Origin of the sequence: Escherichia sp. MR (genome assembly GCF_005280595.1) — a bacterium.
GTDB lineage: Bacteria > Pseudomonadota > Gammaproteobacteria > Enterobacterales > Enterobacteriaceae > Escherichia > Escherichia ruysiae.
Map to the genome: position 1 here is coordinate 25,627 of NZ_SZVK01000024.1, position 16,213 is coordinate 41,839.

Here is a 16,213-nt window from a genome sequence, read left to right on the forward strand (position 1 = left end):
TTAAAAGCGTAGCTCGTAACGCAATAAGTAACGAAATTAACGGGATTGGCGATTTGCGAACGTGATGCTTGTCCGCGATCGCACAAAATAGCCGGTGTGGCGTCCATTCCAGGTTATAAATTGAGAAAACCACTAAGGGAAACGCCTGATGACGCCCATTCTGAATCACTATTTTGCCCGTATTCGCTGGACGGGTGCTGCTGCGGTCAATATCGATACGCTACGAGCATTACACCTGAAACACAATTGCACTATTCCATTTGAAAATCTCGACGTTTTGCTGCCGAGAGAAATCCAGCTTGATGATCAATCGCTTGAAGAGAAGCTGGTGACTGCGCGACGTGGCGGTTACTGTTTTGAGCAGAATGGTGTGTTTGAGCGAGTGTTACGTGAGCTGGGATTTAACGTTCGCAGTTTGTTAGGTCGCGTGGTGTTATCTAACCCACCATCGTTGCCGCCGCGCACGCACCGTCTGTTGTTAGTAGAACTGGAGGGTGAACAATGGATTGCCGACGTCGGTTTTGGTGGTCAGACGCTGACCGCGCCAATCCGTTTAGTGCCGGATATCGCGCAAACCACGCCACACGGAGAGTATCGGTTGTTGCAGGAGGGTGATAACTGGGTTTTACAGTTTAATCATCATCAGCACTGGCAGTCGATGTACCGTTTTGATCTCTGCGAGCAGCAACAAAGTGATTATGTGATGGGCAATTTCTGGTCGGCGCACTGGCCGCAGTCGCATTTTCGCCATCATCTGTTGATGTGCCGCCATTTGCCGGACGGTGGCAAGCTGACGCTGACCAATTTCCATTTCACCCATTATGAAAATGGGCACGCGGTGGATCAGCGGAATCTACCGGATGTGGCGTCGTTATATGCCGTGATGCAGGAACAATTTGGGCTGGGCGTGGATGATGCGAAACATGGGTTTACCGTGGATGAACTGGCACTGGTGATGGCAGCGTTCGACACACATCCGGAGGCGGGGAAATAGTATGTGCCGGATGCGGCGTAAACGCCTTATCCGGCCTAAATTAGCCAACAGATTCACGCTTGTAGGTCTGATAAGCGAAGCGCATCAGGCAATTGGGACCGGCAACGGTTTCAGAGATCAATGGCCCATTCGGCATGAAACAAAATCACCGCTGTGCCAGAAATGGTGACTTTCTCCGGTTGGTTGTCCCGAATAGTCACCGTCACATCAATCACGCCGTCACGCCCCAGAGCTCGTCCCTGATGGCCTTTAACACGCAACACGTTGCCATCGTGGGGCAATACGTTGTGATGCACTAACCATGCGCCCATTGGGCCATTGGCATTGCCGGTCACCGGATCTTCCACAATACCAATCGCAGGCGAGAACATGCGACCATCGGTTTCATTTTTGCCTGGGCGGATCTGGAAGGGGAAGAAACCATTGCAGCCAATCTGTTTACTGATAGCGGTCAGCGCAGCAAGGTCAGGCGAAAGGGCGTCGATATCCACTTCCGGTTTCAGCGGAATCATCACTTTTGAGTGTCCTGTGGTTGCCACCTGAATTGGCAAGCCTGGCAAAATATCGTCTTCAGTGAGATGGAGCGCGTTGATAATTGCCGCGCGAGCTTCACCTTCCAGCGGCGGTTCAAAGCCCGGCGTGCCTTGCTCCAGAGAAATACGATAATCACCGTTTTGTTTTTCGATAGTGACACGGTGCTTTCCCGCCAACGATGTTTGCCAGACGGTGCAATTTCCCAAACCCAATACCTTTGAACGTACATAGTGCGCTGCTACCGTCGCGTGACCGCAAATTGGCACTTCAACCGTTGGCGTAAAGTAGCGAATGTGTACATCGCTGTCGTCACTGCGCAGCAGAAAAGCCGTTTCCGAATGGCCTAACTCGCGGGCGATAAGTTGCATTTGCGCTTCGCTAAGATTATCGGCAGGGAATACAACACCGGCAGAATTGCCGCGAAACGGTTGAGAGGTAAAAGCATCGACGTGGTAAATCTGCGGTTTCATTACTGTTCTCCTGTGGCTGGAGAACTATCATAGCCTGCAATCGGCCGGAGAGCGAAAGGCTATCCGGCCGGCATGAGAATTATCGCCGTGAGCGCACAATCTGATACCTGCGGGTAAAGTACTCAAACGGTGCGCTCCATACATGCACCAGTCGGGTGAACGGGAAGAGCAGGAAGATGGTCATTCCCAACACCAGATGAACGCGGAAGATATAAGCTACGCCATCAAGATGCGTCGATGCGCCGCCCTGGAAAGTGACGATGCTTTGCGCCCATCCCACCAGCTTCATCATTTCACTGCCGTCCGGATGTTGTGCTGAAAAGGGAATGGTGGTTAACCCAAGAATGCACTGAATTAACAAAATGGCGAGGATCAGGATATCCGCACCAGAAGACGTCGCCCTGATACGCGGATTTGTTAAACGACGCACCAGCAGCCCCGCACCGCCAATCAGCGTCAACACCCCGCAAATACCGCCGAGGATCATCGCCATCTGCTGTTTTACCGCCACCGGAAGGAACCACGCGTACATCCAGTGCGGCGTTAACATGCCGAACAGATGACCGAAGAAGATCCCCAGAATACCGATATGGAACAAGTTCGACCACAGCACCATTCCGCGTTTATCCAACATCTGGCTTGAGGAGGCACGCCAGGTGTACTGCCCGTAATCGTAGCGCAACCAGCTTCCGAGGATAAAAACCGTGCCACACAAGTACGGGTAGATATCGTAAAAAAAGACGTTCAGATACTGAATCATTTCCCACCTCCCGCACTGATGTCCACATACTGCGGTGCGACATCCTGACTAAAGCGTCGCTGATATTGATTAAGCGGCGAGCTGTCACACGCCGTGGCGTTATCTTCAATAAACTTCACCTGTTCCTCTTCCCACACCGCATCCAGTGCCTGACGGGTGTCGTCGCGCTCCTCGCTGCGTATCTGTTTTGTGACACTGTCACTTGAGAGTGTGCTTCCCGCCAGATGCAGCAGGGCGTCAAACAACGGATACCACGGCGCCTCACGTTGTTTTAAGCGCCCGCCGAGCAGGGCGAGGATTGGCGCAACGTTGAGCAAACCTTCTTTAGCCTGGTTGTCGGGTAGCACACTTAAATACTCCAGATACAAAGGCAGATAATCAGGCAACTCGCGACAATTTAGTTGCAGGCCGACTTTTTCATACTCCGCCAGCAGATCCACCATTGCCTGACCGCGATCGCGTGACTCGGCATGAACATGTTCAAATAGCAGCAGCGAGGTGGTACGTCCACGGTCAAACACTTCACACCATTCAGCCTGTTTATCCAACAGCGGCGCATTAAGCAGGTCGCAGGTGAAATCGGTGAGCATCGGCGCGTCGTGGCGAATCAGCGCCAGCGCGTCGTCTTTGTTCTCCCATAGCAGCTCGTCCGGGTACTCCATCAACAGGCCAATCACTTTGAGGATTTGCATTATTCCCCCTCCGCTTTATTGCGTACTTCGGTAATGTCGATAGCATCGATCCGGCTACTGTTGAACAGGTTGAATTTAGTATCAGAGCCGTGGCAACCGTCGCCAAAAGTAAAGCCGCAGCCGTTGCGTTCACCGAAGGCGTCGCCCGCCATTTCCCGATGACTGGTCGGAATGACAAACCGATCTTCATAGTTGGCGATAGCGAGATAGCGATACATATCTTCCACCTGGGCGACGCTCAGCCCGACTTCGTCGATCGCGCGGGTATCAGTTACACCTTCTACGGTTTGCGAACGCATATAGTGGCGCATTGCCATCATCCTTTTCAGCGCCCGCAGTACAGGGCCGGTATCGCCCGCACTCAACATATTGGCGAGGTATTGCACCGGAATACGCAGGCTTTCGATGGCGGGAAGTACGCCTTCGCTTTTGGGCAGTCCGCCCGCGTCGGCGTAAGACTGAATCGGCGACAGCGGCGGCACGTACCAGACCATCGGCAGGGTGCGATATTCCGGGTGCAACGGTAGCGCCAGTTTCCAGTCCATTGCCATTTTGTAAACCGGTGAACGCTGGGCTGCCTCAATCACGTTTTGCGGGATACCTTGTTTCAGGGCTTCTTCGATCACTGATGGATCGTGCGGATCGAGGAACACTTCGCACTGGCGTTCATAGAGATCAACTTCGCGCTCGGTGCTCGCTGCTTCCTCGATGCGGTCGGCGTCGTAGAGCAGTACACCAAGATAACGAATGCGCCCCACGCAGGTTTCGGAGCAGACCGTGGGCTGACCGGACTCAATTCGCGGATAACAGAAGATGCATTTTTCCGACTTGCCGCTTTTCCAGTTGAAGTAGATTTTTTTGTACGGACAACCGCTAATGCACAAGCGCCAGCCACGACATTTATCCTGATCGATCAGCACAATGCCGTCTTCTTCGCGTTTGTAGATAGCGCCGCTGGGGCAGGTCGCCACGCAGCTGGGGTTGAGGCAGTGTTCGCAAAGGCGCGGCAGGTACATCATGAAAGTGTTTTCAAACTGACCGTACATCTCCTTTTGCATGGCTTCGAAGTTGCGGTCGCGGGCGCGTTTTTCAAACTCGCCGCCCAGCAATTCTTCCCAGTTTGGCCCCCAGATCACTTTGTCCATCCGTTTGCCGTCAATCAGCGAACGTGGGCGGGCAGTGGGAATGTGTTTACCTTCCGGCGCGCTATGCAAATGTTCGTAGTCGAAGGTGAAAGGTTCGTAGTAGTCGTCAATCTGCGGTATCACCGGGTTGGCGAAGATTTTAGTTATTACGCCCATCTTGCTGCCCAGGCGAGGGCGGATCTTGCCATTCACATCACGTACCCAGCCGCCTTGCCACTCTTCCTGATCTTCCCAGTTTTTCGGATAACCAATACCCGGTTTGGTTTCGACGTTGTTAAACCATGCGTACTCCATGCCTTCGCGCCCGGTCCAGACGTTTTTACAGGTCACCGAACAGGTGTGGCAGCCGATACATTTATCGAGGTTAAGCACCATGCCGACTTGCGAACGTATTTTCATTTTTTCGCCTCCTGTACCTGATCGCGACCTTCATCGTCCAGCCAGTTAACGTTTTTCATCTTACGGATCATGATGAACTCATCGCGGTTCGAGCCGACGGTGCCGTAGTAGTTAAAGCCCCAGGCCAGTTGCGCGTAACCGCCAATCATATGCGTCGGCTTCGGGCAAACGCGGGTGACTGAGTTGTGAATACCGCCGCGCATTCCGGTCACTTCTGAACCGGGGATATTCATAATGCGTTCCTGAGCGTGATACATCATGGTCATGCCCGGTGGCACGCGCTGGCTGACTACCGCACGAGCTGTCAGCGCACCGTTGGCGTTAAACACTTCCACCCAGTCGTTATCAACAATGGTCAGTTCGCGGGCATCGGTTTCGCTGATCCAGACAATCGGCCCGCCGCGCGAGAGCGTCAGCATTAGCAGGTTTTCACTGTAGGTAGAGTGAATGCCCCATTTCTGGTGCGGCGTCAGGAAGTTAAGTGCTTTTTCCGGGAAGCCGTTTGGCGGGATCTGACGCATGTCACTGACACTGCGGGTGTCGATAGGCGGGCGATAAGCCACCAGGCTTTCACCAAAGGCGCGCATCCAGGGATGATCCTGATAGAGCTGCTGGCGTCCCGACAGCGTGCGCCACGGAATTAACTCGTGAACGTTGGTGTATCCCGCGTTATAGGAGACGTGATCGCTTTCCAGACCGGACCAGGTGGGGCTGGAAATGATTTTACGTGGTTGCGCCTGAATATCGCGAAAGCGAATCTTCTCATCCTCTTTGTGTAGCGCCAGATGAGTATGTTCACGCCCGGTGATCTCGCCCAGCGCCTGCCAGGCTTTTACCGCTACATGGCCGTTGGTTTCCGGTGCCAGCGCCAGAATGACCTCTGATGCATCAATAGCGGTGTCAATCAGCGGACGCCCCTGTGCCGGGCCATCGCGTTTGGTGTAATTGAGTTTGCCGAGGAAATCGATTTCATCCTGGGTATTCCACGAAATCCCTTTACCGCCGTTGCCAAGTTTGTCCATCAACGGCCCCAGCGAGGTAAAACGTTCATAGGTAGCAGGGTAGTCGCGCTCCACCGCCACAATATTCGGCGCGGTCTTACCTGGGATTAGGTCGCATTCGCCTTTGCGCCAGTCGAGCACTTCACACGGTTGGGAGAGTTCTGCCGGAGAGTCGTGCAATAACGGTTGCAGTACAATATCTGTTTCTTTGCCAAGATGCCCCACGCAGACTTGCGAAAATGCTTTGGCGATACCTTTGTAGATTTCCCAGTCGCTGCGTGATTCCCAGGCGGGATCGACCGCCGCAGAAAGTGGATGAATAAACGGATGCATATCCGAGGTATTCATATCGTCTTTTTCGTACCAGGTCGCGGTGGGCAGGACGATATCGGAGAATAAACAAGTGCTGGACATGCGGAAGTCGAGCGTCACCAGCAGGTCGAGCTTGCCCTCTATCGCGGCGGTTTGCCACTCGACTTCTTCCGGTTGAATTCCCTCCGTTGGCCCAAGTTCTTCCCCCTGAATACCGCTTTCCGTACCCAGCAGATATTTCTGCATATACTCATGGCCTTTGCCGGAGGAGCCAAGCAGGTTAGAACGCCAGACAAACAGGTTACGCGGATGATTGCTGCCGTTATCTGGCTGCTCGCAGGCCATACGCAAATCACCCGATTTCAGCGCCTGAGCGGTAAATTCAGTGGGTGATAATCCGGCCTTGTCGGCTTCAGCTTTCAACGTGAGCGGATTACGCCCCAACTGCGGCGCAGAAGGTAGCCAGCCCATGCGTTCGGCGCGAACGTTGAAATCAATCAGATGACCGCTGTATTTACTGGCATCGGCGAGCGGTGAGAGCAATTCCTGAGCGGTGACTTTTTCATAGCGCCACTGGCTTGAGTGATTGTAAAAAAATGAGGTGCTGTTCATCTGGCGCGGTGGGCGGTTCCAGTCAAGCGCAAAGGCCAGTGGTAACCAACCGGTTTGCGGACGCAGTTTTTCCTGACCGACATAGTGTGCCCAGCCCCCGCCGCTTTGCCCAACACAACCGCAGAAGATCAACATATTGATCATTCCCCGATAGTTCATATCCATGTGATACCAGTGGTTAACACCAGCACCGAGGATAATCATCGAACGTCCGTGGGTTTTATGGGCGGTATCGGCAAATTCACGGGCGATGGTTTCAATATACTGGCGCGGCACGCCGGTAATTTGCTCGCCCCATGCCGGCGTGTAGGCTTTGATTTCAGCGTAATCTTTCGCGCTGTTTTCGTCTTCCAGCCCGCGATCAAGACCGTAATTTGCTAGCACCAGATCATAAACGCTGACCACCGGACAGACACTGCCATCGGAGAGCGTCAGATTTTTCACCGGAAGCTGGCGTACCAGAATCGGATCGTGTTTTACGCTGCGAAAATGCGGGTTTTCAATGCCGCCAAAGTAGGGAAAAGCCACGCCAGCAACAGCGTCGTGTTGACCGAGCAGGGTTAACGACAATTCGGTTTCTGAACCTGCGGCAATGGATTCCAGATTCCATTTGCCTTTCTCTCCCCAGCGAAAACCGATCGAACCGTTCGGCACCACCAGTTCTCCAGCGATATTAAACGCCACGGTTTTCCACTGCGGATTGTTGCTTTCACCCAGTCCATCCACCAGGTCAGACGCGCGGATCATGCGTCCCGGAACGTAGCTGCCATCGTCGCGCGGTTCCAGCATTACCAGCATCGGCATATCGCTGTAGCGGCGGCAGTAGTTGATAAAGTAGTCGCTGGGGTTATCGAGGTGGAACTCTTTTAAGATCACATGGCCCATCGCCATTGCCAGCGCGCTATCGGTGCCTTGCTTTGGCGCCAGCCACTGGTCGCACAGTTTTGCTACTTCCGAGTAGTCCGGGGTAATGGCGATAGTTTTGGTGCCTTTGTAGCGCACTTCGGTAAAGAAGTGGGCGTCTGGCGTGCGCGTCTGCGGTACGTTAGACCCCCATGCGATGATGTAGCTGGAGTTATACCAGTCGGCGGATTCCGGTACGTCGGTTTGTTCGCCCCAGGTCATCGGCGAGGCGGGCGGCAGGTCGCAATACCAGTCATAGAAACTTAAGCAGGTGCCGCCTAGCAGTGACAGATAGCGTGTTCCGGCGGCGTAAGAGACCATCGACATCGCCGGGATCGGCGAGAAACCGGCAACGCGATCAGGGCCGTAAGTTTTGATGGTCCAGACATTAGCGGCAGCAATCAGTTGATTCAGTTCCTGCCAGTTGGAGCGGATAAACCCACCGCGTCCGCGTACCTGCTTGTAGCTCAGGCACTTTTGCGGGTCATTCATAATTGATGCCCACGCCAGTACCGGATCGCTGTGTTGTTTAAGTGCTTCGCGCCACAGTTCAATCAGCCGTTTACGAATTAGCGGGTATTTCAGGCGGTTGGCACTGTAGAGATACCAGGAGTAACTTGCGCCACGCGGGCAGCCGCGTGGTTCATGATTGGGCAGGTCAGGGCGAGTGCGTGGGTAGTCGGTCTGCTGAATTTCCCAGGTCACCAGGCCATTTTTAACGTAGATTTTCCAGCTACAGGAGCCGGTACAGTTAACGCCGTGGGTGGAACGCACGATTTTGTCGAACTGCCAACGCTGGCGATAGCTGTCCTCCCAGTCGCGGTTGCTATGCATCACCTGTCCGTGACCATCGGCAAAAGTTTCGCCCTTTTGTTTGAAGTAGCGAAAGCGATCCAAAAGTTTACTCATGACATGACTCCTGCTCCAGGAATGATTTGGGATCTGATGCCTTGTCAGATGCGGCATAAACGCCTTATCCGACCTACGGGTGCGACACGTCGCATCAGGCATCGATCTCTTATTTTTGGCTAAACTTCCGCCGACCATAGACCAGCCAGGTCAGCAGTACACAGATGATGTAAAAGATTAAAAACACTTTCATCGCGCCCACCGGAGAGCCTGTCATATTCAGCGACATGCCAAACGCCTGCGGAATAAAAAAGCCGCCAACTGCGCCAATGGCTGAGATAAAGCCCAGCGCCGCCGCCGTTTCGGTGATCGCTTCTCGCTGCGCTTCATCATCGCTGCCACCTTTCATCTTGACGCGATAAATGGTTATCTGGCGGAAGATGACAGCAATCATCTGGAAGGTGGAGCCACTACCCAGACCCGCTGTCAGGAACAACCCCATAAACACGACGAAAAATGCGATGAAATTGCCGGAACCTGTACCAGGCAGAGTGAGGAACAACAGGGCACTGAAAAGCGCCATAAAAATAAAGTTGATAAGCGTCACCCGCACGCCGCCAAATTTATCGGAGATAGCACCGCCAACTGACCGGGCAATCGCGCCGATAAACGGCCCAAAGAACGCCAGTTGCAGTATATTCACATCCGGGAACTGAGTTTTCGCCAGCATGGCAAAACCAGCGGAAAAACCGATAAACGAACCGAAGGTGGCGAGATAGAGCAGACTCAACAGCCAGAGATGCAGACGTTGTAAAACGGGCAACTGGTCGGCAATTGACGCGCGTGAACTGGCGATATCGTTCATCCCAAACCAGGCGGCGATAGTGGCAATCGCCAGCAGTGGCACCCAAATCCATGCGGCGTTCGCCAGCGACATCACTGAGCCATCGGCCTGTGGTACGCCATTAACACCGAGAAAGGCAAATACCGGAACAAAAATCACCAGTGGCGCAACCAGTTGCATCACGCTGACGCCTAAATTGCCTAATCCGCCATTAATCCCTAATGCGCTACCTTGTTTTGCTTTCGGGAAGAAAAAACTGATATTGCCCATACTGGAAGCAAAATTCGCGCCAGCGAAACCACACAGCAAGGCAATAACAATAAATATTCCAAAAGGAGTATGGGGATTTTGTACGGCAATACCGAGCCAGCCGCAGGGAATAATCAGGATCGCGGTACTAAAAACAGTCCAGCGACGCCCACCAAATATAGGCACCATAAAGGAGTAGGGGACACGTAATAATGCGCCAGAAACGGAGGGTAATGCGGTTAATAAAAAAAGCTGATCGGTCGTAAAATTAAAGCCAATTTTATTGAGATTAACGGTGACTGCGCTAAATAACATCCAGACACAGAATGCAAGAAGTAAACAACTGACTGATATCCAGAGATTTCTTCGTGCTATATGTTTTCCTTTATTTTCCCAGAAGGCCGGATTTTCTGGCTTCCAGTCGCGCAAAAGATAACGATTACTTTTCTCATTTTGCAGTACCATATTCTTCCTCACATGCACACGTTGGTAATGAAAAAAAGAAAGACAGGACGTTGGGCGCGATGACCCACTTTTAGAATTAAGAGAATCAGGTGAGATACTGACTGAAAGAATAGATAAGAAAGCGCAGCCGCGCGGCGAGAATGCGGATTATCTGAAGGGTTATGTGTTACTGAATGTAACAAAGATATATCATTGCCTTCACTAATATTTCAATCCGCATACCCTGAACGAACTTTGTTGCAGCATGAAGCGTTGTCATCTTTCTTTATCGGTGACGTGTCGCCAGCCAACAGAGCAGAGAACCGGCACAGACCATGAGTGCGCCTTGCCAGAATGAGAACGATAGCGGTGCGTTGAGTAGCACGGCAGCCAAAGCAGAAGAAAGTACAGGCGTAAAATAAGAACCAACCGCCATAATCGTTACGTTGCCATGTAAAATACCGACATTCCAGGCGGCGTAAGCAAATCCTAAAGTAAATGCCGCAGATATGAGTTTAACGATGACAGGAAAGCTAAAAACCATCTCTGGTTGTGGCGTTATAAAATAGTAAATCCATAGACTTGCCCCCGTCAGAAGAACGAAAACAGTAATGCCGTTAAATCCACGGGCATATTTATTCGTGACTGTGCAATAAGCTGCCCAGATAAACGCACCAATAAACGCCAAAAAATAACTTAATGGACTGGTGGTAATATTATTGATGATTTCATCATATTGTAGCCCGTTGTCGCCGCCTAATACCCAACAGACACCCATCAAAGCTAAAAGCAATCCGGGAATAATCAGCCAGTTTGTTTTCTGACCATTAAAAAGAATGGCGAATAGTATCGTCAGGCTGGGCCATAAATAGTTCACCATACCTACTTCTATCGCCTGATGGCGGGTAGCAGCATAACCTAAGGAAAGCGCGAGGCAGATTTCATAACTCACGAACAATACGCTGCCAGCAAGTAAATAGCCTTTCGGGATCTGCCGGATACGCGGGAATCCAACGGTGAAGATTAACAGCAGCCCGCTTAATGAATAGATCGCCGCCGCACCACCGACCGGGCCGAGCCCCTCGCTGACACCGCGAATCAATCCTACCATGGTGCTCCACAGGACGATCGCGATTAGCCCTATGAGCGTTGCTTTTTGTCGTGTCATGCGCGTTGTTTAGTCTCTCTTGCCGTTAAAAATTAAGCTGAAATTTATAGCATTTTTTTAACCGGCCTGTCAGGCAGTGGTGTGTTTTTCTACCGCCATTGAGGTAGGTCAATTTGCGCAGGCGGATTATTTTGTGGCAAACACGTGTTCTTTTTGATTTCGCGCAAAAAGATTCAGAATTTTACTGTTAGTTTCCTCGCGCAGTAATACCCCTGAAAAAAGAGGAAAGCAATGGACGTCAGTCGCAGACAATTTTTTAAAATCTGCGCGGGCGGTATGGCGGGAACAACAGTAGCGGCATTGGGCTTTGCCCCGAAGCAAGCACTGGCTCAGGCGCGAAACTACAAATTATTACGCGCTAAAGAGATCCGTAACACCTGCACATACTGTTCCGTAGGTTGCGGGCTATTGATGTATAGCCTGGGTGATGGCGCGAAAAACGCCAGAGAAGCGATTTATCACATTGAAGGTGACCCGGATCATCCGGTAAGTCGTGGTGCGCTGTGCCCGAAAGGGGCCGGTTTGCTGGATTACGTCAACAGCGAAAACCGTCTGCGTTACCCGGAATATCGTGCGCCTGGTTCTGACAAATGGCAGCGCATTAGCTGGGAAGAAGCATTCTCCCGTATTGCGAAGCTGATGAAAGCTGACCGTGACGCCAACTTTATTGAAAAGAATGAGCAGGGCGTAACGGTAAACCGTTGGCTTTCTACCGGTATGCTGTGTGCCTCCGGCGCCAGCAACGAAACCGGGATGCTGACCCAAAAATTTGCCCGCTCCCTCGGGATGCTGGCGGTAGACAACCAGGCGCGCGTCTGACACGGACCAACGGTAGCAAGTCTTGCTCCAACATTTGGTCGCGGTGCGATGACCAACCACTGGGTGGATATCAAAAACGCTAACGTCGTGATGGTGATGGGCGGTAACGCTGCTGAAGCGCATCCCGTCGGTTTCCGCTGGGCGATGGAAGCGAAAAATAACAACGATGCAACCATGATCGTTGTCGATCCCCGTTTTACGCGTACCGCTTCTGTGGCGGATATTTACGCACCTATTCGTTCCGGTACGGACATTACGTTCCTGTCTGGCGTTTTGCGCTACCTGATCGAAAACAACAAAATCAATGCCGAATACGTTAAGCATTACACCAACGCCAGCCTGCTGGTGCGTGATGATTTTGCTTTCGAAGACGGTCTGTTCAGCGGTTATGACGCTGAAAAACGCCAGTACGATAAATCGTCCTGGAACTATCAGTTCGATGAAAACGGCTATGCGAAACGCGATGACACGCTGACTCATCCGCGCTGTGTGTGGAACCTGCTAAAAGAGCACGTTTCCCGCTATACGCCGGACGTCGTGGAAAACATCTGCGGTACGCCAAAAGCCGACTTCCTGAAAGTGTGTGAAGTGCTGGCCTCCACCAGCGCGCCGGATCGCACAACCACCTTCCTGTACGCGCTGGGCTGGACGCAGCACACCGTCGGTGCGCAGAACATCCGTACTATGGCGATGATCCAGTTGCTGCTCGGCAACATGGGTATGGCTGGCGGCGGCGTGAACGCACTGCGTGGTCACTCCAACATTCAGGGTCTGACTGACTTAGGTCTGCTCTCTACCAGCCTGCCAGGTTATCTGACGCTGCCGTCAGAAAAACAGGTCGACTTGCAGTCTTATCTGGAAGCGAACACGCCGAAAGCGACGCTGGCTGATCAGGTGAACTACTGGAGCAACTATCCGAAGTTCTTCGTTAGCCTGATGAAATCTTTCTACGGCGATGCCGCGCAGAAAGAGAATAACTGGGGTTACGACTGGCTGCCGAAGTGGGACCAGACCTACGACGTCATCAAGTATTTCAACATGATGGACGAAGGCAAAGTCAGCGGTTATTTCTGCCAGGGCTTTAACCCGGTTGCGTCCTTCCCGGACAAAAACAAAGTGGTGAGCTGCCTGAGCAAGCTGAAGTACATGGTGGTTATCGATCCGCTGGTGACTGAAACCTCTACCTTCTGGCAGAACCACGGCGAGTCGAACGATGTCGATCCGACGTCTATCCAGACTGAAGTATTCCGTCTGCCTTCGACCTGCTTTGCTGAAGAAGATGGTTCTATCGCCAACTCCGGACGCTGGTTGCAGTGGCACTGGAAAGGCCAGGACGCACCAGGCGAAGCGCGTAACGACGGCGAAATTCTGGCGGGTATCTACCATCACCTGCGCGAGCTGTACAAAGCTGAAGGTGGTAAAGGCGTAGAACCGCTGATGAAAATGAGCTGGAACTACAAGCAACCGCACGAGCCGCAGTCTGACGAAGTGGCAAAAGAGAACAACGGCTATGCGCTGGAAGATCTCTATGATGCCAATGGCGTGCTGATTGCGAAGAAAGGTCAGTTGCTGAGTAGCTTTGCGCATCTGCGTGATGACGGTACGACTGCATCTTCTTGCTGGATCTATACCGGTAGCTGGACAGAGCAGGGCAACCAGATGGCCAACCGTGATAACTCCGACCCGTCCGGTCTGGGGAACACGCTGGGATGGGCCTGGGCGTGGCCGCTCAACCGTCGCGTGCTGTACAACCGTGCTTCAGCGGATATCAACGGTAAACCGTGGGATCCGAAACGAATGCTGATCCAGTGGAACGGCAGCAAGTGGACGGGTAACGATATTCCTGACTTCGGCAATGCCGCGCCGGGTACGCCAACCGGGCCGTTTATCATGCAGCCGGAAGGGATGGGACGCCTGTTTGCCATCAACAAAATGGCGGAAGGTCCGTTCCCGGAACACTACGAGCCAATTGAAACGCCGCTGGGAACTAACCCGCTGCATCCGAACGTGGTGTCTAACCCGGTGGTTCGTCTGTATGAACAAGACGCGCTGCGGATGGGTAAAAAAGAGCAGTTCCCGTATGTGGGTACGACCTATCGTCTGACCGAGCACTTCCACACCTGGACCAAGCACGCATTGCTCAATGCAATCGCCCAGCCGGAACAGTTTGTGGAGATTAGCGAAACGCTGGCGGCGGCGAAAGGCATTGCCAATGGTGACCGTGTCACTGTCTCCAGCAAGCGTGGCTTTATCCGCGCGGTGGCTGTGGTAACGCGCCGTCTGAAACCGCTGAATGTAAACGGTCAGCAGGTTGAAACGGTGGGTATTCCAATCCACTGGGGCTTTGAGGGTGTCGCGCGTAAAGGTTATATCGCTAACACTCTGACGCCAAATGTCGGTGATGCAAACTCGCAAACGCCGGAATATAAAGCGTTCTTAGTAAACATCGAGAAGGCGTAAGGGGGCGAACAGATGGCTATGGAAACGCAGGACATTATCAAAAGGTCCGCAACTAACTCCATCACGCCGCCTTCTCAGGTGCGTGATTACAAAGCAGAAGTCGCGAAACTTATCGACGTTTCCACCTGTATCGGCTGTAAAGCCTGTCAGGTGGCGTGTTCGGAGTGGAACGACATCCGTGATGAAGTGGGGCACTGCGTCGGGGTTTATGATAACCCCGCCGATCTGAGCGCCAAGTCCTGGACGGTGATGCGCTTTAGCGAAACCGAACAGAACGGCAAGCTGGAGTGGCTGATCCGTAAAGATGGCTGTATGCACTGTGAAGATCCGGGCTGCCTGAAGGCGTGCCCGTCTGCTGGTGCAATCATTCAGTACGCTAACGGGATTGTCGATTTCCAGTCGGAAAACTGCATCGGCTGTGGTTACTGCATTGCCGGGTGTCCGTTTAATATTCCGCGCCTCAACAAAGAGGATAACCGGGTATATAAATGCACGCTCTGCGTCGATCGCGTCAGCGTCGGCCAGGAACCGGCTTGTGTGAAAACCTGTCCGACCGGGGCTATCCACTTCGGCACCAAGAAAGAGATGCTGGAGCTGGCGGAACAGCGCGTGGCGAAACTGAAAGCGCGTGGTTACGAACATGCTGGCGTCTACAACCCGGAAGGTGTCGGTGGTACTCACGTTATGTACGTGCTGCATCACGCCGATCAGCCAGAGCTGTATCACGGTCTGCCGAAAGATCCGAAGATCGATACCTCGGTGAACTTGTGGAAAGGCGCGTTGAAACCGCTGGCAGCGGCTGGCTTTATCGCCACTTTTGCCGGGTTGATTTTCCACTACATCGGTATTGGCCCGAATAAGGAAGTGGACGATGACGAGGAGGAGCATCATGAGTAAGTCGAAAATGATTGTGCGCACCAAATTTATTGATCGCGCCTGTCACTGGACCGTGGTGATTTGCTTCTTCCTGGTGGCGCTGTCCGGGATTTCGTTCTTCTTCCCGACGCTGCAATGGCTGACGCAAACCTTCGGTACGCCGCAGATGGGACGCATTTTGCACCCGTTCTTCGGCATTGCGATTTTCGTTGCGCTGATGTTTATGTTCTTCCGCTTTGTGCATCACAACATCCCGGATAAGAAAGATATTCCGTGGCTGTTGAACATTGTCGAAGTATTAAAAGGCAATGAGCACAAAGTGGCGGATGTTGGTAAGTACAACGCCGGGCAAAAGATGATGTTCTGGTCGATCATGAGCATGATTTTCGTGCTGCTGGTGACCGGGGTGATTATCTGGCGTCCGTACTTTGCGCAGTACTTCCCGATGCAGGTTGTCCGTTATAGCCTGCTGATCCACGCGGCAGCGGGTATCATCCTGATCCACGCCATCCTGATCCATATGTATATGGCATTTTGGGTGAAAGGATCGATTAAAGGGATGATCGAAGGGAAGGTGAGCCGTCGCTGGGCGAAGAAACACCATCCGCGCTGGTATCGTGAAATCGAGAAGGCAGAAGCGAAAAAAGAGAGTGAAGAAGGGATATAATCTCTTTTGAACTTT

Annotated in this window: 11 protein-coding genes; 4 read left to right on the top strand and 7 right to left on the bottom strand. The window is 52.6% G+C overall.

Going from position 1 to position 16,213, the window contains the following annotated elements:
- Window positions 1-148 precede the first annotated feature (148 nt).
- Window positions 149-994, top strand: coding sequence for an N-hydroxyarylamine O-acetyltransferase (gene nhoA / locus FC814_RS12215; RefSeq protein WP_032225164.1), 846 nt, complete (start codon window positions 149-151; stop codon window positions 992-994).
- A gap of 110 nt (window positions 995-1,104) precedes the next feature.
- Here nhoA and FC814_RS12220 read toward each other — a convergent pair whose 3' ends face one another.
- From FC814_RS12220 to yddG, 7 genes are all read right to left on the bottom strand, one after another.
- Window positions 1,105-1,998, bottom strand: coding sequence for a PhzF family isomerase (locus FC814_RS12220; protein ID WP_137325996.1), 894 nt, complete (start codon window positions 1,996-1,998; stop codon window positions 1,105-1,107).
- A 79-nt stretch (window positions 1,999-2,077) separates the two neighbouring features.
- Complete coding sequence (gene narI / locus FC814_RS12225) at window positions 2,078-2,758, bottom strand: respiratory nitrate reductase subunit gamma (protein WP_000617141.1); 681 nt, start codon at window positions 2,756-2,758, stop codon at window positions 2,078-2,080.
- The gene (gene narW, locus FC814_RS12230) at window positions 2,755-3,450 is read right to left on the bottom strand and encodes a nitrate reductase molybdenum cofactor assembly chaperone (protein ID WP_001166380.1); all 696 of its coding nucleotides are present in this window, start codon (window positions 3,448-3,450) and stop codon (window positions 2,755-2,757) included. Before narW ends, narI begins: the two co-directional genes overlap by 4 nt.
- Window positions 3,450-4,994, bottom strand: coding sequence for a nitrate reductase subunit beta (gene narH, locus FC814_RS12235; RefSeq protein WP_000702538.1), 1,545 nt, complete (start codon window positions 4,992-4,994; stop codon window positions 3,450-3,452). Before narH ends, narW begins: the two co-directional genes overlap by 1 nt.
- Entirely contained in the window at window positions 4,991-8,731 is a 3,741-nt protein-coding gene (narZ, locus tag FC814_RS12240; RefSeq protein ID WP_137325997.1) for a nitrate reductase Z subunit alpha, read from the bottom strand. Before narZ ends, narH begins: the two co-directional genes overlap by 4 nt.
- Window positions 8,732-8,840: 109 nt before the next feature.
- Window positions 8,841-10,229, bottom strand: coding sequence for a nitrate/nitrite transporter NarU (narU, locus tag FC814_RS12245; RefSeq protein WP_137325998.1), 1,389 nt, complete (start codon window positions 10,227-10,229; stop codon window positions 8,841-8,843).
- A 265-nt stretch (window positions 10,230-10,494) separates the two neighbouring features.
- A complete protein-coding gene (yddG, locus tag FC814_RS12250) occupies window positions 10,495-11,376 on the bottom strand; it encodes an aromatic amino acid efflux DMT transporter YddG (protein WP_137325999.1) in 882 nt (293 codons plus the stop codon).
- 231 nt (window positions 11,377-11,607) lie between these two features.
- Here yddG and fdnG point away from each other — a divergent pair, with 231 nt between their 5' ends.
- The 3 genes from fdnG to fdnI are packed head-to-tail and all read left to right on the top strand — an operon-like array spanning window position 11,608 to window position 16,198.
- Window positions 11,608-14,655, top strand: coding sequence for a formate dehydrogenase-N subunit alpha (gene fdnG, locus FC814_RS12255; RefSeq protein ID WP_137326000.1), 3,048 nt, complete (start codon window positions 11,608-11,610; stop codon window positions 14,653-14,655).
- A 12-nt stretch (window positions 14,656-14,667) separates the two neighbouring features.
- Window positions 14,668-15,552 carry a formate dehydrogenase N subunit beta gene (gene fdnH / locus FC814_RS12260; RefSeq protein ID WP_001240581.1) on the top strand — a complete coding sequence of 295 codons (885 nt, stop codon included), beginning with the start codon at window positions 14,668-14,670 and terminating at the stop codon, window positions 15,550-15,552.
- Complete coding sequence (fdnI, locus tag FC814_RS12265; protein WP_000045638.1) at window positions 15,545-16,198, top strand: formate dehydrogenase-N subunit gamma; 654 nt, start codon at window positions 15,545-15,547, stop codon at window positions 16,196-16,198. The genes fdnH and fdnI overlap by 8 nt, the downstream gene beginning before the upstream one ends.
- Window positions 16,199-16,213: the final 15 nt, after the last annotated feature.